This window comes from Mucilaginibacter sp. UYNi724 (genome assembly GCF_054057495.1).
The window spans coordinates 19,511-38,971 of record NZ_JBSRZI010000001.1; the positions used below are offsets into that span (position 1 = coordinate 19,511).

Annotated in this window: 18 protein-coding genes; 12 read left to right on the forward strand and 6 right to left on the reverse strand. The window is 43.1% G+C overall.

Translation table 11 applies throughout. The features are described 5' to 3' along the window. The first annotated feature begins 32 nt into the window (after positions 1-32). Both ACVW0P_RS00130 and ACVW0P_RS00135 read left to right on the forward strand, forming a co-directional pair. Positions 33-623, forward strand: coding sequence for a HupE/UreJ family protein (locus ACVW0P_RS00130; RefSeq protein WP_457130274.1), 591 nt, complete (start codon positions 33-35; stop codon positions 621-623). Beyond that, on the forward strand, positions 620-2,959 hold the full coding sequence (locus ACVW0P_RS00135; RefSeq protein ID WP_457130275.1) for a M1 family metallopeptidase: 2,340 nt from the start codon (positions 620-622) through the stop codon (positions 2,957-2,959). The genes ACVW0P_RS00130 and ACVW0P_RS00135 overlap by 4 nt, the downstream gene beginning before the upstream one ends. Positions 2,960-3,022: 63 nt before the next feature. Here the strand turns inward: ACVW0P_RS00135 and ACVW0P_RS00140 are convergent, their stop codons facing one another. Together ACVW0P_RS00140 and ACVW0P_RS00145 are read right to left on the reverse strand one after the other, a co-directional pair. Further along, positions 3,023-3,532, reverse strand: a complete 510-nt coding sequence (locus tag ACVW0P_RS00140) for a hypothetical protein (RefSeq protein WP_457130276.1) — start codon at positions 3,530-3,532, stop codon at positions 3,023-3,025. 351 nt (positions 3,533-3,883) lie between these two features. After that, entirely contained in the window at positions 3,884-4,261 is a 378-nt protein-coding gene (locus ACVW0P_RS00145) for a hypothetical protein (protein ID WP_457130277.1), read from the reverse strand. Between the two features lie 295 nt (positions 4,262-4,556). Here ACVW0P_RS00145 and ACVW0P_RS00150 point away from each other — a divergent pair, with 295 nt between their 5' ends. Together ACVW0P_RS00150 and ACVW0P_RS00155 are read left to right on the forward strand one after the other, a co-directional pair. Then, positions 4,557-5,627, forward strand: a complete 1,071-nt coding sequence (locus ACVW0P_RS00150) for a sensor histidine kinase (RefSeq protein ID WP_457130278.1) — start codon at positions 4,557-4,559, stop codon at positions 5,625-5,627. Positions 5,628-5,633: 6 nt separating this feature from the next. Then, the gene (locus tag ACVW0P_RS00155) at positions 5,634-6,392 is read left to right on the forward strand and encodes a LytR/AlgR family response regulator transcription factor (RefSeq protein ID WP_457130279.1); all 759 of its coding nucleotides are present in this window, start codon (positions 5,634-5,636) and stop codon (positions 6,390-6,392) included. 10 nt (positions 6,393-6,402) lie between these two features. Here the strand turns inward: ACVW0P_RS00155 and ACVW0P_RS00160 are convergent, their stop codons facing one another. Beyond that, positions 6,403-7,062, reverse strand: coding sequence for a hypothetical protein (locus tag ACVW0P_RS00160; protein ID WP_457130280.1), 660 nt, complete (start codon positions 7,060-7,062; stop codon positions 6,403-6,405). A 220-nt stretch (positions 7,063-7,282) separates the two neighbouring features. On the opposite strand from ACVW0P_RS00160, the gene msrA reads away from it, so the two are divergent. From msrA to ACVW0P_RS00190, 6 genes are all read left to right on the forward strand, one after another. After that, positions 7,283-7,828 (forward strand): peptide-methionine (S)-S-oxide reductase MsrA, encoded by a 546-nt coding sequence (msrA, locus tag ACVW0P_RS00165; RefSeq protein WP_457130281.1) that lies wholly within the window; start codon positions 7,283-7,285, stop codon positions 7,826-7,828. 8 nt (positions 7,829-7,836) lie between these two features. Further along, positions 7,837-8,340, forward strand: coding sequence for a hypothetical protein (locus tag ACVW0P_RS00170; RefSeq protein ID WP_457130282.1), 504 nt, complete (start codon positions 7,837-7,839; stop codon positions 8,338-8,340). A 6-nt stretch (positions 8,341-8,346) separates the two neighbouring features. Further along, on the forward strand, positions 8,347-9,162 hold the full coding sequence (locus ACVW0P_RS00175) for a 5'-nucleotidase, lipoprotein e(P4) family (protein ID WP_457130283.1): 816 nt from the start codon (positions 8,347-8,349) through the stop codon (positions 9,160-9,162). Positions 9,163-9,224: 62 nt separating this feature from the next. Then, positions 9,225-11,666: a bifunctional YncE family protein/alkaline phosphatase family protein gene (locus tag ACVW0P_RS00180; protein ID WP_457130284.1), complete on the forward strand. Its 2,442-nt coding sequence runs from the start codon at positions 9,225-9,227 to the stop codon at positions 11,664-11,666. Positions 11,667-11,700: 34 nt separating this feature from the next. Then, the gene (locus ACVW0P_RS00185) at positions 11,701-12,567 is read left to right on the forward strand and encodes an aldose 1-epimerase family protein (protein WP_457130285.1); all 867 of its coding nucleotides are present in this window, start codon (positions 11,701-11,703) and stop codon (positions 12,565-12,567) included. 81 nt (positions 12,568-12,648) lie between these two features. Then, complete coding sequence (locus ACVW0P_RS00190) at positions 12,649-12,987, forward strand: hypothetical protein (RefSeq protein WP_457130286.1); 339 nt, start codon at positions 12,649-12,651, stop codon at positions 12,985-12,987. 113 nt (positions 12,988-13,100) lie between these two features. Here the strand turns inward: ACVW0P_RS00190 and ACVW0P_RS00195 are convergent, their stop codons facing one another. Further along, the gene (locus ACVW0P_RS00195; RefSeq protein ID WP_457130287.1) at positions 13,101-14,939 is read right to left on the reverse strand and encodes a beta-galactosidase; all 1,839 of its coding nucleotides are present in this window, start codon (positions 14,937-14,939) and stop codon (positions 13,101-13,103) included. Positions 14,940-14,953: 14 nt separating this feature from the next. Further along, the gene (locus tag ACVW0P_RS00200) at positions 14,954-17,776 is read right to left on the reverse strand and encodes a DNA gyrase/topoisomerase IV subunit A (protein ID WP_457130288.1); all 2,823 of its coding nucleotides are present in this window, start codon (positions 17,774-17,776) and stop codon (positions 14,954-14,956) included. Between the two features lie 146 nt (positions 17,777-17,922). Between ACVW0P_RS00200 and ACVW0P_RS00205 the strand changes: the two genes are divergently transcribed. Beyond that, positions 17,923-18,276, forward strand: coding sequence for a hypothetical protein (locus ACVW0P_RS00205; RefSeq protein WP_457130289.1), 354 nt, complete (start codon positions 17,923-17,925; stop codon positions 18,274-18,276). Between the two features lie 9 nt (positions 18,277-18,285). Here the strand turns inward: ACVW0P_RS00205 and ACVW0P_RS00210 are convergent, their stop codons facing one another. Beyond that, positions 18,286-18,801, reverse strand: coding sequence for a YdeI/OmpD-associated family protein (locus tag ACVW0P_RS00210; protein WP_457130290.1), 516 nt, complete (start codon positions 18,799-18,801; stop codon positions 18,286-18,288). A 171-nt stretch (positions 18,802-18,972) separates the two neighbouring features. On the opposite strand from ACVW0P_RS00210, the gene ACVW0P_RS00215 reads away from it, so the two are divergent. Further along, complete coding sequence (locus ACVW0P_RS00215) at positions 18,973-19,398, forward strand: nuclear transport factor 2 family protein (RefSeq protein ID WP_457130291.1); 426 nt, start codon at positions 18,973-18,975, stop codon at positions 19,396-19,398. Positions 19,399-19,461 lie beyond the last annotated feature (63 nt).

Consider the following 19,461-nt stretch of genomic DNA (forward strand, 5'->3'; position numbering starts at 1 on the left):
CTATTTTTATTGTTAATCGCTAATTAATATCCATGCAGGATTTTGGCTTATACTTTCAGCTTGGCTGGCAACACATCTGCGATTGGCAGGGTTACGACCATATCTTATTTGTTACCGTCCTTTGTGGCACCTATCTCCTTGCCGACTGGCGCAAAGTGCTGGTGCTGGCTACAGCTTTCACTATTGGGCATTCTATCACACTGGCACTAAGCGCGCTCAATGTGGTAAAGGTTAACACCTCATTTATCGAATTCCTGATCCCGGTAACCATCGTAATTACAAGTTTGGTGAACATTCTTAACAAAGAACGGTCTGCTAATACTATACGGTTCAGTTATATTTTGGCTTTATTGTTTGGATTGATTCATGGGTTGGGCTTCTCCAACTATTTGAAAAGCCTGCTGGGTACCAGCACCAATATCACTGCCGAACTGTTCGCTTTTAACGTTGGGTTGGAGTTTGGGCAGGTGCTAATTGTGCTTACCGTGCTTATTTTAGCCCATGTAATCATAAAATTACTAAAAACGCCCCGCCGCGATTGGGTGTTGTTCCTTTCATCAGCTATATTTGGGATAGCTTTCATTATGTGCATCGAGCGCTTTGTATTAATAAAATTCAGATGAAGAAAATTTACTACTTCCTTTCACTTTGCTTGTTCGCCTCTGCATCCGCGGTAGCGCAAAACGAAAACAATCCCGGCTCTAATCATGGCAACAAGTTTGAGCAACTGGGCACCATGATAACCGACCCAAACGAGTACCGCTCGGCATCGGGCGCGCCGGGGCCAAAGTACTGGCAGCAAAAGGCCGATTACGAGATAACCGCCAAACTTGACGATGATAAGCAACGCCTTGATGGGGTAGAAACCATTACCTACACCAACAATTCGCCCGACCCACTTACCTACCTTTGGTTACAGCTTGACGAGAACGAGCATAAAAAAGATGCCGAGAACCTAAAGTTCGACGAAAGCAAAATGCAAAGCAAAATGAGCATGCGCCAGTTACAGGGCATTATGGGCCATAACCTGGACCTGGGCAACCATATTGTAAGCATAAAAGATATTAACGGCAACGCGCTTGCCTACACCATTAACCAAACCATGATGCGGGTAGAACTGCCTGCAACTTTGCAGCCGGGCCAGAAATTTAAGTTTAAAGTGGTTTGGTGGTACAACATCAGCGACAGGCTAACCATTGGAGGCCGCGGTGGTTACGAGTTCTTTCCCGAGGATGGTAATTACTTATACACCATGGCGCAATGGTATCCAAGGATGGCTGTTTATAGCGATTTCCAGGGATGGCAAAATAAACAGTTTACAGGCCGTGGCGAATTTGCCCTCACCTTTGGCGATTTTAAAGTGAACATTAACGTACCTGCCGACCATGTTGTAGGTGGTACCGGCCAGTGCAGCAATTACGCGCAAACCCTTAGCTCGGCACAACTAAAACGCTGGAACGACGCGCAAAGCGCTACCCAACCCATTGAAGTAGTAAACCTTAATGAGGTTAAGCAACTGATGAAAGGCCACGCTACTACCCGCAAAACATGGACGTTCCATGCAGAAAACGTAAGGGATTTTGCCTGGGTAAGTTCGCGCCGGATAGTTTGGGATGCCATGTCTACCCAAATTGATGGCGGCAAAAAAGTAATTGCTATGTCGTACTACGGCCCCGAGGCTTATGCTTTGTACCGTAGATATTCTACCAAGGTAGTCGCGCATACCGTACGCACCTACTCAAAACACACTTTCCCTTACCCCTACCCGGTTGCTATTTCTGTCGAGGCATCAAACGGAATGGAGTACCCGATGATCTGCTTTAACTATGGCCGTACCGAAAAGGACGGAACTTATAGCGAGGCTACTAAGAATGGCATGATAGGCGTAATTATTCACGAAGTTGGGCACAACTTTTTCCCGATGATCGTAAACTCTGATGAACGCCAGTGGACCTGGATGGACGAAGGGTTAAACACCTTTTGCCAGTACCTAACCGAGCAAGCCTGGGACCCTAACTACCCATCGCAGCGTGGGCCTGCTTATAAAATTGTTGATTACATGAAGTTGCCAAAGAACGAGCTGGAGCCCATTATGACCAACTCGGAGAACATTACCCGCTTTGGCCCTAACGCCTATGCCAAACCGGCAACAGCCTTAAACATCCTTCGTGAAACGGTAATGGGCCGCGAGCTTTTCGACTACGCCTTTAAAACTTACGCGCACCGCTGGGCCTTTAAGCACCCTACCCCTGCCGACCTGTTCCGCACCATGGAAGATGCATCAGCAGTAGACCTGGATTGGTTTTGGCGCGGCTGGTTCTACGGTACCGACCCTGTTGACATATCCTTAGATAGTGTTAAGTACTATCGCATCAACACTAAAAACCCGGCTAATGAAGCTACGTTTGATCGTGCACAGTTCGACCGTAATATGGAAAACATAAGCAACAAACGCAATAAAGCCGCGGGCGATAAATTTACCGTGGAGGCCGATACCGCCCTGCAGGACTTTTACAGCAAATGGGATAGGTTTGCCGCTACGCCAATGACCACCCAAAGCTACCAGGCCATGTACAACGGCCTAAGCGCGGATGAGAAGAAAATGTACGACACCAAAAACTTCTTTTACGAGCTTAGCCTAACCAACCGTGGCGGCTGTGTATCACCATTGGTTATAGAGTGGACCTACGCCGATGGCAGTAAAGAAACCGAAAAGATCTCGGCCTATATCTGGCGCCATAACGAGCAGAAAATAACCAAGGTATTCGCCAAGAATAAAGAAGTACGCTCCATAAAACTCGACCCCGAGCGCGAAACTGCTGATATAGATGAGGGCAACAACAGTTGGCCAAGGGAATTTGCGCCAACCAGGTTCGAGTTGTTTAAGCAGCAAACCTTACCAAGAGGCGCAACCAGCGGCGCCAACCCGATGCAGGAATCAAGAAAAACCACGCAATAATATAAAAAAGCCTCCCGAATACCGGGTGGCTTTTTTATATTATTCGTAACAACGTTGCATTGCTTAGTTAGTAAGTGCTACATTAAACTTACCATTGGTAACAGTTTTAGTTTTTGCTGTGCCGTTACCAACTACAAGTGTGGTAAGCCCGCCGCTAAATGTACCCTCTATATTGTTTGAAGCTGCTGCAGATACTGCTACTGTCACAATATTAGATACAGCGTTATCATCATTTACATAGCTATCATTGTTTACGGCTGTGTAAATAACGATAGGCCTGTTTTGCTCGTTAGCATCGTTCGATTTAAATATTTTACCAGGCGTTAGTACCCCAACTACAGTAATTGACAGGTTATTACCTGCATCGTCATCGCCTTGTATGCTTGTAAACGTGTTGCTGTTAACTGTACTGGTTCCACCTACTAAATTTTTATCAAAAGTGGTTACTTTTCCGTCGATAGTTGCTGTAATTGTTCCCGATGCTGTTGCGTTGTTATCGTCTTTTGTACATGAGCTAATTGCTACAGTACCCATTGCTATTGCTGATAGGATCAACGTCTTAATAAATTTCATAGTGTGTAAATGCTTTAATTATAAGAATATATGCTCCCAAGGTGGGCACACAAACTATGCCACAGTTTAATTTATAATTACTTAGCTAACATTTACAAAAGCAGCAGGGCACAAAGGTTAACTAAATCTCACTAAAGAAACCTTTATGCCCCCTGCTAAATCTTAACCGGTCTGCATTTTAATATCTGCATACCAGCGGCACACAAAGGAATATTTTTAGCAAACGATACCAAAACGCGATAGACCGCGGGGCAGCAAACATAGACGAACGGCTATTTTTAGCCGTTGAGATAATAGGTAGTTATAAACGCCTCCCAATGTATCGGGAGGCGTTTATAACTACCTGTATTGTTACTGTACAAACAGGTAAGCTTTGTTACCGTACTCTTCGTAAACGTACAGTTGTTTTGTAACGGTTGATTTATTGTTATTAACGGTTAACGTGTAATTACCGTTCTCAAGTTCAGCCAGGTTGTAGGCCTTCTCTACCGATTTACCTTTACCCAGGTTATCAAGCAAAATTACCTGGTTGTTTTTATCAGTAATGGTAACGGTTGCCCTTGCCGGGTTTTGGATAGATATGCCGAAACCTAAAGCGGTGCGCATGGCCTGGATAACAACGGTGCCATTATCGCCACCATCGTTGTTGAATGCTTTGGCGGGGCTTGCTGCAAATAAACCTGTTGTTACTACTAATAATAGTGCTGCTAATGTGAATGACTTTTTCATGATGTTTTCGTTTTAAATTATGTTTTTACTTTTTGTTATTGACTTTCAATACTCAAAGGAACAGCGTTTTACGCAACTAAAAAAACGCGATAGACCGCGGGCCAAAACATGTAGATGAAGGGTGAATTCGGGACGGTAAAAAGTATTTTTGGGTCGAGAAAAGTAGTGATTAGCAGTTCATCTGTGAAAATTGGCCGTCCATCGATAAACTGTAGCTGCCTGTAGATTTTAATTGGCATTATAGCCATATCATTTGTAATATTGTGATATCCTGTCAATTATAAACCAAAGGGAAATGACGTTTCAACGATCTAAAAGCAAACTGGTTAACATCCTTATACAAACACTTATATGGGTGGTGCTGGGCATTGTGCTGTTATTTAACCAGCCCCTTGGTTGGAACATTGATGTGCCTTACCAGTTTTGGTTAAAGCAATTCTTCGTTTTCTTTTTGCTGATAATATCCTACTATTTAAATGCCTACCTTTTTGTACCGCGGTTTTTATTAAAGAACCAAACGGGCATCTACTTTATGTTAATAGCCTTAACTATAGCTATTATAATGGTATTAACCAGTTGGTTTGATAAATACCTGGAATTGGGCCGTTTGTTGACCGAGGCCTTTATGAAACATGGGCCGCCAAAACGAGGCGAACGCAGGCAGGGCTATGATATTATTACATTAGCTGTATCGGCATTGGTGTTGGGCATCAGTACCAGTATAACCACTACCCAGATCTGGCAACGCGATAAACAGCGCCACCAGGAAATGGAACAGGAAAAGATAAGTTCGGAATTATCATTTTTAAAGGCACAGATAAACCCGCACTTCTTTTTCAACACCCTTAATAATATCTATGCGCTTACAGTAGTTAACGTAGAAACGTCCCGCACTGCTATTCACCAGCTCTCGCGCATGATGCGTTATGTACTTTACGATACCCAAAACAGCACCGCGTTACTAAGCCAGGAAATTGCCTTTATAAAAGATTATATCAGCCTGATGCAACTGCGCTTGACCGAAAGGGTCACGGTGAATTTTATAACCCCGGCCGCATTGAAGGACTTTGCCATAGCGCCAATGCTCTTCCTCACCTTTGTAGAGAATGCCTTTAAACATGGCGTAAGCGACACCAAACCAAGTGTTATTGATGTGGTTATAGAGCAAAACGACAACCAGGTAAGCCTGATGGTGAAGAATGGCATCTACAAAACCAAGGGCACCAATATCGAAGAGAACCAGGGCATCGGCCTTAATAATACCATTCGCAGGTTAGACTTGCTTTACCCCGGCAAATACACTTTAAAGGTAGATGATACTACCGAAACCAATATGTATATTGTAAACTTAATCATCAATTTGTAACCCATTATGACTATAAATTGTATTGCTGTTGATGACGAGCCTTTAGCCCTTGGTCTCATCTGCGCTTTTATTGAGCAAACCCCGTTCCTTAACCTGGCCGGCCGTTACGGCAGCGCGGTTGAAGCTTTGGGTGGCTTGCAGGAGCATAAGGTAGACCTGATATTTTTGGACATCCAAATGCCCAACTTAAATGGAATAGAACTGGCCCGTGTGCTGGATAGCCGCGGGCCAAACAAACCCCGCATTATTTTCACAACAGCATATAACCAATTTGCATTGGAAGGTTACAAGGTAGATGCGCTTGATTACCTGCTGAAACCTTTTAATTACGAAGAGTTTTTACATGCGGCAAATAAAGCGTTAGCTTATGTGGAACTGGTGCATAAATCAAATTCAGCACGGGCTGTTGCAGAATCACCTGTAGTTGCTCCCGAACGTGTGGAAGATGATTATCTGTTTGTAAAAGTAGAGTACCAGTTAGTGCGCATAGCCCTCAACGATATTTTGTACATGGAAAGCCTGAAGGATTATGTAAAGATCTTCCTGAAAGACACCGAGAAGGCCGTACTTACACTCAGTAGCCTAAAAGCCCTTGAAGAAAAACTGCCTGCCAAACGTTTTATGCGGGTGCACCGCTCCTATATCGTATCGTTAGATAAGATCAATTCCATTACGCGCAACGCCCTGCATATCGGCAAGATCAACATCACCGTTGGCGATCAGTATAAAGATGAGTTTAGTAAGTTTTTGAGTAAGTGGGTGTGATGCCTGCTGGTTATATTTCGGAAAATTCTTTAGTATCCGTTAATTGAAACCATTTATTGTCTATAAAATAATAGTTTTCCTTACCTAAAATAATCATAGGAAAATTACCATTTACTTTTTGCTTCATTCCAATTGCCCTTTTAATAGAATGGTCATTGATATCCTTTTTAACACTATAAAAAACATTTTGCCTGGTATCGAAATTCAAAATTGTTCGGTTGTTATAAATATAATTTGTTTCAGGCTTAGGCTTTGAACGAACATCATCGTGGATATTTATCTTCAGCTTATAATTGTTCTTGATGTCGCCCCTTAATGACAGTTTTATGTGGTAATCATTCATTAAGTCCCCCGTTTCTACATTAACATATTTCAAAACATGCATTGCTTCATATAATTTTTCGCCATTTACACATAAGATCAATGTTTTCCATAAACCTGAATTTGAACCGCCTCTCACAGCATAGCTTATTTCTATAAAATTTTTATTTAAAACATGAATTTCTGGCGGCACGCCCCAATAATCAAGTATGTTAATTGCAACTTTCATGCAAGTTATCCTTAACACATGGTTCACATAGTCTGGGACTATTTTTATTTTTTGGGGTTTCTCGTCTAATGATACGATGTTAAGTATTTTTGTATCTTTTTTAGTGGCCTTTGCCTTCATGCCTTTTAAGTCGTCTTGGGCGGCTAAGTTTTTAATACACAAGAAAGAAATTACATAAATAATTGGAAGGATATATTTTCTCATACAATTCAGGGCATATTCTGCTTGATAACTGATTTTAGACGCTTTGTTTCTTACCCTCTAATATAATCAAACCGACATAATTATCATTGCAATATTTATTATAAACCAAAGCACCGCTACACTCGTTTAAACTTCGATGAACATTCAGAAGATTACATTTGGTAACGGGTGCTTTTGGTGTACCGAAGCTATTTTCCAGCATTTAAAAGGAGTAATATCTGTGGCTTCGGGTTACACAGGCGGGCATACCGTAAACCCAACCTATATGGAACTCTGTAACGGCAATACAGGTCACGCCGAGGCTGTAGAAGTTGCCTATGATGCAGGCGAACTTTCGTTTGATGAGTTGTTGCTGATTTTCTTTAAAACGCATAACCCAACATTGGTAAACCGCCAGGGCAACGATATGGGCACACAATACCGGTCGGCCATATTTTACCATACCCATGAACAGAAACAGCATGCCGAAGCGATGATCAAGAAGTTGACGGAAGAAAATGTGTTTGATAAACCGATTGTAACAGAAATTACCCCCGCAGGCGAATTTTACAAGGCCGAAGATCACCATCAAAATTATTATAATGTTAACCCTTTGAAACCGTACTGCGCCTTGGTGATACAGCCCAAATTAAATAAGTTTGTAAAGGAATTTACCGCTAAAATAAAGCCCGGGCTATTGTGATATCACTTATGGGAGATTTGGAACTCATTGTACATAACGATTCTTTAATATCCATTAAAGACACAATAAATGAGTTAGATATCAGCCAATCAAAATGGGGATTTCTATTTAAATATTTTCATTCAAATTCTGATTCGGTTTATTTTCTTGGGCATCGTAAACAGTTTGATGATGAGCACTTCAAAATTACAATAGAGAATCTTTCAGATACTATAATGTATGCCGACGGGGCGAAAAAAATGTTTGGTATATTTCTTAAATTAAAACAGCTGGATTGGTCATATAATAGAAAATATATTTCCAAGCTATGGAACTACTATGAGTATCCCGCTATTATTTTTGTTAAAAAAAAAGACGAAGACCTCATGATTGATCTCATCAAAAAAGGATTATTTTACGAAGATATAATCGACCTCATAAATGATATTGCGATATTATCAAAGAGGTTTGAATTGTATGTTCTTTGGATAAATGGGAACATGATGAGTGATGAATTAACGTTAGAAGATTAAATTATTATGATAAAATATATTTCCTTTTTATCTATTGCAACTATTCTGTTGATGTCCGCTTGCTCTACACCTAAAAAAACCGAAAGCAGTGCCGCTTCTATCGCTAACAATGGCAAGGTTTGGGCCTCGGTTTGGCAGCAGCGTGCGGCAGAATATAAAGCGCTTTGTTTCCAGGCATACAATACGGCCAAATGGCGATTGGATGAGTCACTCAAAAACCCTGGTAGTAAACCGCTGGCCGTGGTAACAGATATTGATGAAACCGTTTTAGACAACAGCCCTTACGACGCCATGCGTGCTGTCAATAACCAGGAATTTACAGCCGAAACCTGGAAAGCCTGGACCGGCAAAGCTGTAGCAGATACCGTACCCGGCGCACCAGCTTTTTTTAAATATGCGGCATCAAAAGGTGTAGCGGTGTTTTACATCACCAACCGCGACGAGGACGAGCGCGCAGCTACCATTAAAAACCTGCAACGTTATAATATGCCGAATACCGATAACGGGCATGTATTTTTACGCCAATCCACATCAAGTAAAGAGAGCCGCCGCCAGCAGGTATTAAATAACTACAATATCGTACTCCTATGCGGCGATAACCTGCCCGATTTTGATAAACTATACGACAACAAACCCAACGAGATGAACCGCCAGGCTGCAACCGAGCTATTGAAAAAAGAGTTTGGCAACAAATACATCGTTATCCCTAACCCATCGTACGGCGATTTTGAAGGAGCGTTATTTAACTACAATTATAAACTTACAGGCGCCCAAAAAGATTCTATCATAAGGGCGAAGGTTAAGGTAGATAAGCAATATTAAGTTTTTGTTAAGCCCTGTTCATTTGCCGCTGCGTTACGTACTTTTGAGCACACCGCAATTGTATGAAACAAAAAATTATTCTTAGCGCCTTAATCGTTGCGTTCGCCATTACCGTATCCGCTCAAAATAAACCGGGCAAACATCCAAACGGCCAGTTACTTTTACCAAACGGATGGAAACTGAGTCCGGCAGGCCGCTCTTTGCCTTTGGGTGATCTGCCCCTTAACCTTCAACTATCAGCATCGGGCAAATTGCTGGCGGTTACTAACAACGGGCAAAGCACACAATCGCTGCAGCTAATAGATCCACGGAATGAGAAGGTACTCGATCAGCAGGAATTAAAAAAATCCTGGTACGGCATAGCCTTCAGCAGCGATGAAAAAACACTGTACGCGTCTGGCGGCAACGATAATTGCATCCTTACCTTTCATCTTAATAACAACAAATTAGGAGTGCCCGATACCATAAAACTGGGCAGCACCTGGCCAACAAACAAAATATGCCCTACAGGCATCGCTGTAAATAAAGCCAATACTCGCTTGTACACCGTAACTAAAGAGGATAGTTCGTTATACGTGATCAACCCTGCCGACAAATCTATCATACACAAAATAAAATTACCTGCCGAAGCTTACAGCTGTATTTTATCCCCCGATGGGAACACCCTGTACATCTCGTTATGGGGAGGCGATAAAGTAGCGTTTTATAACGTTGCCGATCAAAAGTTAACCTTTGCTAAAACAGGCAGCCACCCAAACGAACTGTTGTTAAATAAAAAAGGCTCGCTGCTGTTTGTTGCAAACGCTAATGACAATTCGGTTTCGGTTATCAACACTGCTACCCACAAAATATTAGAAACAGTAGCCACATCATTGTATCCTACGCATTTAACCGGCTCAACCACTAACGGCTTTGCCTTATCTGCCAACGAAAAAACAATCTATATAGCCAATGCCGATAACAATTGCCTGGCCGTTTTTGACGTATCTAACCCCGGTAACAGCAAAAGCCTGGGCTTTATCCCTGTAGGCTGGTACCCTACCAATGTTAAGGTCTTAAATAAAAAAATCCTTGTATCCAACGGCAAAGGCTTCAGTTCGATGCCTAACCCAAAAGGGCCGCAACCTGTTAAAAAGGTTGATAACAGCGGTTACCAAACCGGGGCCACCAACAGCCGCGAACAATATATAGGGGGACTATTTAAGGGCACATTATCATTTATCGACGCACCCAATGAAGCCCTACTAAAAATATACACCAAACAGGTTTATGCTAATACGCCTTTCAACAATAAAATTGCAGCTTTGGCAAATGGAGAAAAAAACAATCCTATTCCTCGCCGTAAGGGTCAGATCTCGCCCATTAAGCATGTGTTTTATATTATAAAAGAAAACCGTACTTATGACCAGGTAATGGGCGATGTTACCGCTGGCAACGGCGATACTTCGTTATGTATTTTTGGCAAACAGGTTACGCCAAACCACCACGCTATTGCGAATGAGTTTGTGCTGATGGATAATTTTTATGTAGACGCCGAGGTGAGTGCCGACGGGCACAACTGGAGTATGGCCGCTTATGCCACAGACTATACCGAAAAAACCTGGCCAACAAGTTATGGCGGCCGCGGTGGCACCTACGATTATGAAGGCACCCGCAAGATCGCGTACCCGCGCGATGGGTATATCTGGGATTATTGTAAACGCGCCGGGGTAAGTTACCGTACCTATGGCGAGTTTGTTACCGATGGCGAACATTCAAAAGCCAGCTTAAAATCGCTTGAGGGCCATTATTGCAAGCAGTCGCCGGGGTTTGATATGGATGTTAAGGACGTTACCCGGGTAGCTGCATGGAAACACGATTTCGACTCGTTGTTAACCATTAACGCTGTGCCGCAGTTTAACAGCATCCGCATATCTAACGACCATACAAGCGGGCAAAAAAAGGGCGCCTACACCCCTATAGCATGCGTTGGTGATAACGATCTTGCCATTGGGCAATTCCTGGAACATTTATCTAAGAGCATCATCTGGAAAGAATCCGTAGTGTTTATCCTGGAAGATGATGCCCAAAACGGGCCCGACCATATTGATGCGCATCGCTCGCCTGTTTTTGTTGCAGGGCCATATGTTAAACGCAACATGGTTAATCATAATATGTACTCCACATCCGGCGTATTGCGCACTATAGAATTGATTTTGGGCTTGCCGCCAATGAGCCAGTACGATGCAGCAGCAATGCCGTTGTACGATTGCTTTACCGCTACCCCTAACCTAAAGCCATATACTGCTAAACCGGCAGAGGTTGACCTTGAAAAACGAAATGTGGCAGTTAATAAAAGCAGCGCCAGGTCGGCAGCATTTAATTTAAAGGAAGCAGATGCAGCACCCGACCTTGACCTTAATGAAGTTGTATGGAAATCTGTTAAAGGAGAGGACGCAATAATGCCTGCACCTAAGCGCAGCGCCTTTGTTATTTTGGAGAAAAAGAAACACGACGACGATTAAGTTGTTAAATTAGCCTGTACCAAAATCACAACGCATGACCATCCTCGAGAACGAATTTCTGAAAATTACCATTGACAGCAAAGGTGCGCAGCTAAGTTCATTACTAAACAAAGAAACTGGTGTTGAACAAATGTGGCAGGCCAACCCGGATGTTTGGGGTTACCACGCGCCAAACCTGTTCCCTATTGTGGGCGGTTTACTTAATAACGAGTTGCATGTGAACGGCCAAACCTACCCCATGAGCAGGCATGGCTTTGCGCGTACTTCAGAGTTTATTGTTTTGGAAAGCGATGATGTGCATGCAGGTTTCTCGTTACCCAATTCGGAGAAAACACTTGCTGTTTACCCTTATAAATTTGATTTCCAGGTTCTGTACACGTTAATAGATAACGCGCTGCGGATAACTTATAAATTGATTAACCGCGATAAAAAACCTGTTTACTTTTCGGTAGGCGGGCACCCTGCGTTTAACGTTCCATTTAATGCGGGGGAAAAGTACGAGGACTATTACATAGAGTTTGAGGTTCAGGAAAACTTGCTAAGCCACGAGCTTAATAAAGATGGCCATTTTAACGGCAACTCCCACCCCGTGCCAACGCCAAATAAACAACTCCCCTTAACCCGCGATCTGTTTGCCGCGGATGCGCTGGTGTTTAAGAACTTGAAATCGCGCATGGTAACGATTAAAAGCACCAGGCATGATCAAACTTTATCAGTAGAGTTTCCGCATTTTAATTACCTTGGCTTATGGAGCAAGCCGGGTGCCGATTTCTTGTGCATTGAACCTTGGCTGGGCTGTGCCGACAGTGCCGACGGGCCAAAAGATATAACCGTGAAAGAGAACATACAGAGGGTTGTTGTGGGCCATGTTTTTGAGGCATCGTTTTACATCAGTATTTAATTAACAATTATTTTATAGTTTTTAAACCATTTGGTTCGTTTTCAAGCTTATCTGTAAAATAAACTATTTACAACTACAACTATGAAAAAGAAAATTTATCTAATCGCCATGACGATGCTACTGACTGTAGCTGCCTTTAACAGTAATGCTGCAACCCTTAACGGCAAAAAAGACGTTTACAAAGAAGCTGCTGCAAATATGACCAAAGAGCAGAAAGCGGCCCGTGTTGAAGAAATAAAAATGCGTGTTAACGAGATCAAGGCGATGGATAAATCTCAGTTAAACAAAACAGAGAAAAAAGAATTAAAAACAGAACTAAAAGACCTTAAACATGAAGCCCAGGCTATGGGTGCTGGTGGTGTTTACCTTTCAATTGGTGCAATTATCATCGTCATCTTAGTATTGATCCTGATCCTGTAATCAGCAATATAAAAACACTTACAACGAACAAAGGGCGCCAATATGGTGCCCTTTGTTCGTTATGAGATAATCAACCTGTTAATAATTCGACAGGATGATCACCACTACAATTTTCATTTTATCACCTCATTTAATACCGGGTGGTCAAACGTAGACAACTCGGTATGACCGCCTTTTATTTGATCGAACACCACTACTTCATTCACGCCCTTTTTTAACCACGCGGCAGGTACATATAAAGTTTGCTGCGGGCCAATGTTCCAATACTTGCCCAGGTTATGTCCATTGATAAATACAAAGCCCTTACCAAAGCTTTTCATATCCAAATAGGTATCTACCACGCCGCGCAACGAGAAAGTGCCGCGGTATAATGCGGGTTGTAATTCGCCCTGCTGATTTTGGGCAGGCATATATTTAAGCCCTGCTGTTGTGCTAAACGGGAACCGGTACATTTTCCAGCCAAGTAATTCTTGTCCGTTTAGCGTTACTTTTTCGGTAATTCCCTGGCGGTTATCAGTCAAATATGGGCCGTAGTTGATGCGGCCATTGTTCTCTACTAAAATATCCAACAAACTATTCGCAGTGGGGTTATCCAATTGCAACGAATCCTGCTTTAAACGGCGGTCTAATACGCTTATACGTTTGCCATTGAGGTAAACGGTAGCATAATCGCGCAGCTCCTTTATTTTAAGTAAGCCGTTTGCGGCGTTTGCCAAAGTAGTACGGTATAATACAAAACCATATCCTTGGTCAAGATCTTCAAAGCTCATCGGATGCTCGGCCTCTACAGGTTTACCCAAATTGTTGAACAAATTTGCTACCCCGCTAAATTTGATCACCTCTAAACCAAAGGTACGCTGCTTACGCTCAGGGACATCCGGCAGGATTTGCCCGGCAGGCAGGTGTTTGGCAATTACTGCTCTTAATTTATAGTACTTTGGCGTTGGGTTGCCGGCTTCATCAAGCGGGGCATCATAATCGTAGCTTGATGTTTGAGGCGCATACGCTTCGGTACGGCTCATGTTGGCGCCATTCATAAAATCGCGCGTGGTACCGCCATGAAACATATACATATTGATGGATATACCGGCCGATAATATCTCGTCCAGCTTTTTGGCATCTTCATCGGCGTTACTGCCACTGTGCGGTTTGCCCCAGCTATCAAACCAGCCCGGGTACCATTCAGCTATGTAATACGGGCCTTTACCATTATGATATTTATTGATCAGTTCTTTTGCTTTGGCAGGATTGTCCTCACCATTTACCGCGGGTAAAAAGCCGGGTAAATATCCCTCAGGCATCTGGCTGGGACCATCGCAGGTAAACAACAAACCATCAAAACCCGCCTCGCGGAAGATCTTTTCGTTTTGCGCCAGGTACTCTTTATCGTTACCAAACGAACCATATTCGTTCTCTATCTGCACCATCAGGATGTTCCCGCCATGGTTTACCTGCAGCGGTGCCAATTGCTTACCAACCTCCATCATATAATTACGATAGGCATTAATAAAGGCAGGATCTTTACTGCGCACCTTCAGGTTTTTATTCTTTAACAGCCACCATGGGTAACCGCCAAATTCCCATTCGGCACAAACGTAGGGGCTTGGTCGCATCACCACCCACAGGCCTTCTTCTTTTGCTATGCGTACAAATTCGGCAATATCGTTGTTACCTGTAAAATCATATTTGCCTTGCACGGGTTCGTGGGCATTCCAAAAAACATAGGTACCAATGGTATTTAAGCCCATGGCTTTCGCCATTCTCATACGTTCTCGCCAGTACTCGCGAGGGATACGGGTATAATGCATCTCGCCCGAGATCATTTGCAGGGGCTTACTATCCAGCAAAAAATCAGTATCGCCAAGGGCGAAGGTGTGATTTACTTCCTGCGCGTTAACCAGCGTAACGCCACCGAACATCAGGGCGCAATAAATTAAGATCCTTTTCAACATAGCCTTCTCACATATTAAAATAATCCCAGTTGGCCCTTATCGTCCATATCGATATCATCCGGGTTGGTTATTTCGAAATCTATTTTTTTCTTTGGTGATTCTTCAGGTTTTGATTGCACCGGTTCTTCTTTGGATTCCACAGATTTTTCGGGTTTTGGTACAACCGGATTTTCTATAACGGGATTCTTTGGTTCAGATTGCAGGGCAGCCACTATCATTGTTGCCGGTGCGGTATCTGTCACCTCTTTATCGTCTCCAGTAATCGTGATCTCTGTATCTTCTACAGAATCTGGTGCAGGGTCGGGCACATCGCTTTCATCGTCATGCTCGGCCAATAGCTCCACACTTTTTATTTGGTGTACAGATAAGCGGTTACCCATGGCTTTCATACCTTTCACATCTATCAGGTCGGTAAGGTTTAGGTCGGCCTCCTCGGGGATAAGACCTTTACCTTTCAGTTGCTCAATTTTCACAATTGGTTGGGCTGCGCCCGATATCAATACGAGTTTAGAACCACTTTCGTCGCTAATAATGCTGGTTTGTTTACCGATTACCGTATTCTCGAACACGAAGCGTTTCACCATGTAGTTCTTCGATTTACCATCGTAATGCACAACTGCAAACACCTTGGCCGGGTCATATTTCTCAATAACGATCATCTTATCATCAAAGTGATTGTTAAGGTCGAAACTGGTCAACTCGTAGTTACCATTGCTTAGTACATTAAGGATGCGGTCGTCGCCGTCAAACTCGCCCAGGTATTTACCGCGGCCATCAGCGTTCAGGCGTTTAAGGATGTCATCGTACCAGATCTTACGACCTGCCAGTGTAGAGATGCCCTTACTTTTCAGGATCACTTTTTTAACCGGATATTTGGTAACCATGTTCCCTATCGAGGCACGGCCTTTTATGGCCAGCGCTGCAAAATCCTCGTCGAACTGTAGCTTTTTGAGTTTTTGATGTGGTTTTAGCTGAATGTTAACTACTTCGGCTTCTCCGTTAGGATTGGCGGTAAAATACAGCGTTTTAGAGCCTTTGCCACCTTTGGTTAGGTCATATTCCTTATCGCGGGTTACGCCCGTTACCGAGAAACGCTTGATATAACTTACGCCGGTTTGCCCGTCTTTATAGATCATGTTATAAACGGTGCGCTCATCGTTCTTTTTAAATACGGCAACGTGTTCAATATCCTTACCAACAAAAACCTTGTCCTGCACTTTGGTCACCACAAACTTGCCATCGCCACGGAACACGATGATCTCATCGATATCCGAACAGTCGCACACAAACTCATCCTTCTTTAAGCCAGAGCCAATGAAACCGTCCTCGCGGTTTACATATAGTTTAACGTTGGCTAAGGCAACTTGCGAAGCTTCTACCCTGTCAAACGTACGCAGCTCGGTTTTACGGCCCCGATCCTTACCATACTTTTCCCGTAGTTTTTCAAACCATGCTATAGTATAATCGGTAAGGTGTTTTAAGTGGTTTTTAACCGTTTTTATTTCGGCTTCCAAAGCTTTGATCTGCTCATCCGTTTTCTTCACATCAAAACGGGTGATGCTGCTCATCGGTTTATCTATCAGTTTCTTATAATCCTCGGGCAGGATAGTGCGATAGAACTGCGGGAAAAACGGCTCGAACAACTTGTTCAATACCACCAATACCCCTTCAAAATCTGATGATTGCTCGTAGTCGGGGTGCTTGTACATCCCTTCCTGGATAAATATTTTTAAAAGAGAGCTGAAGAAGATCTTCTCCATCAGTTCCTTTAACTTTATCTCCAGCTCCTGCTTCAACAATTCTTTAGTGAAGAAAGTGCTTTCGGTAAGCATATCGTTCACGCTCATAAAGCGCGGCTTGTCGTTCTGTATCACACAGGTATTCGGCGATATAGATACCTCGCAATCAGTAAAGGCGTAAAGCGCGTCGATGGTTACATCAGGCGAAATACCCGGCGCCAGGTGGATGACGATCTCCACATCCTGCGCTGTGTTATCCTCTATCTTTTTTATTTTGATCTTACCCTTATCATTGGCAGATATTACGCTATCGATAAGCCCGCCTGTAGTAGTGGTGAAAGGGATCTCGGTGATGGTAAGCGTCTTTTTATCGCGCTCAACAATTTTAGCACGTACACGAACTTTACCCCCTCGCTGGCCTTCGTTATATGCCGATGCATCAGCCATACCGCCGGTAGGGAAATCGGGCAGCAAGTTTGGCCTGTTGCCACTTAAAACCGCTATAGAGGCATCTATCAGCTCGATAAAGTTATGTGGTAAGATCTTGGTAGCCAAACCCACCGCGATACCTTCGGCACCCTGTGCAAGCAATAGCGGGTACTTAACAGGAAGCGTTATAGGTTCGCGGTTACGGCCGTCATAGCTGGCTTGCCAAACGGTTGTATCTGCATTAAAAACAACATCCAGCGCAAATTTAGAAAGGCGCGCCTCGATGTAACGTGGAGCAGCTGCCGAGTCGCCGGTTATAGGGTCGCCCCAGTTGCCCTGGCAATCTATCAACAGGTTTTTTTGCCCTATCTGCACCATGGCGTCACCAATAGAAGCGTCACCATGCGGGTGATATTTCATGGTGTTACCAATAACATTGGCGGCTTTGTTGAAACGCCCGTCGTCCATCTCTTTAAGCGAATGCAGGATACGGCGCTGTACGGGTTTTAAACCATCGTTTAAGTGGGGAACAGCACGGTCAAGTATTACATAGGATGCATAATCCAGGAACCAATTTTCGTATAGCCCATCAAGAGAAGTGACTTTATTAAGCTTATTTTCTTCGTTATTATTTTCAGGAGTATCAGGAGTGTTTAGATCGTCGCTCATTCTGTAGCTAAAAAAATTATGGATGGGTAAAGATAGGGAAATGTGCAGATGCGGGAATATGCTAATAAGCAAATTTTATACACATTTCAACACTTGTTAATGACAGTTTCAGTTGATAACTTTAACAGGCTTATTGATATACTAAAATGATAGACAACCGTTTAAATCAGCTGATAAATGTATGGTTTTTACCATCTAAAAACACTTGGAAAGATTTTCAAGTTATGGCAATGAAAGATATAGGAACTTTATGTTTTTATGCAGATGGGATAACCTTTGAAGGAGGCGAGACCAATATAAAAATCAAAACGATATTTGAAATTTCATACGGTAAACAAGGCCGGGATTTCATCAACAAATGGGTCAAGATAAAATATTACAATCACTTGGACGAATTAAGTGAAGCGTATTTTGCAGATGGAAATAACAGAGGTTGGTCAGGTATTTTAGGGGGCACTAAAAAGATGTACAATTTGGTGAAGAACCTGTACAATATTTAAAATGCTTTGTTATTCTCGTAACTTCTTTTGCTCCCTCAGCATCGCCCCGTAATCCATCCGCCGTATGGCCGCACTAAGGGTTTTGGCTATACGACTGGCGCGGGTCTCTACCGTTTTAGCATCGGTGATCCATTTAATAAAATATCCCTGATGCGATTTTGACAAACTATCAAAATAGGCAAATGCTTCCGGCAATTCATAATCGAAACATTCTTGCAGATCGTCAGGAATCTCTATTTTAAAATCTTTATCATGCTCCAGCCGCAAACGCAGCATAGCGCCGCTTTCTTTACGGATGGCTTTACGTATCCCCGCCTTTAAAGCCAGTATAAAATCGCCCCCGCCCACCGGCATCAACGACATCCCCGCAACAGGGTACTCGTCCAGCCAGCCGCGTACCCTCATTGATCTTTTGTTACCGGGCAATATCTGTTGCGCCACATCTGGTGGGACAATTACAAAAGTCCAGCCCGTTTTGTCACCGTTCTCGCCGTATTGCCGCATTATGGTGGTAAAATCAATCATTAGTCAAATATATCCTTTCGGTACCCAAATGTTAAATGATTGTTAAATACCGCAATTTAACACTTGTACCTGTAACTAATTGACATTGGCTTGCATCTTATATACAGAAATTAACTGATCGGTTTCATCAATTACAAACACACATTAATTACAACCTAATTTAAATCAATCATGAAAACGTTAAAATCAGTTATCCTTGGCCTTGCCTTATTAGCAACTTGCAGCTTTGTAAAAGCCAGCAATGTGCCCGACGCATATTTAACAAAAACCCACGCCATAAATACCTATGTTGATGCCATGACCCGCGGCCGTGTAAGCAACTTTAGCCAGGTGTTAGATCAATCTGCAAAGTTTGATATCCAACGCGGCAATAAGGTGTTAAGTTTCAACAAAAAAGAAATGACCGACTTTTTAAAGGGCGAGAAAAATGTAGAGCAGGCTTGTATCACCAACACACAGATAGTAGAGAATGGCACCGATAGAGCCGTTGTGAAAGTGGATATGAAATTTGACCACTTTACCCGCAGCAACTATGTAACCATAGCCAACAACGGCACCGGTTGGAAGATCACCAACGTGTACAGCGTTTTTAAATAATACTTAGTTTTAGTGTTTGAGTGTGACGGGCTCCCCAGTATATCGGGGGGCCTTTCTTATGGG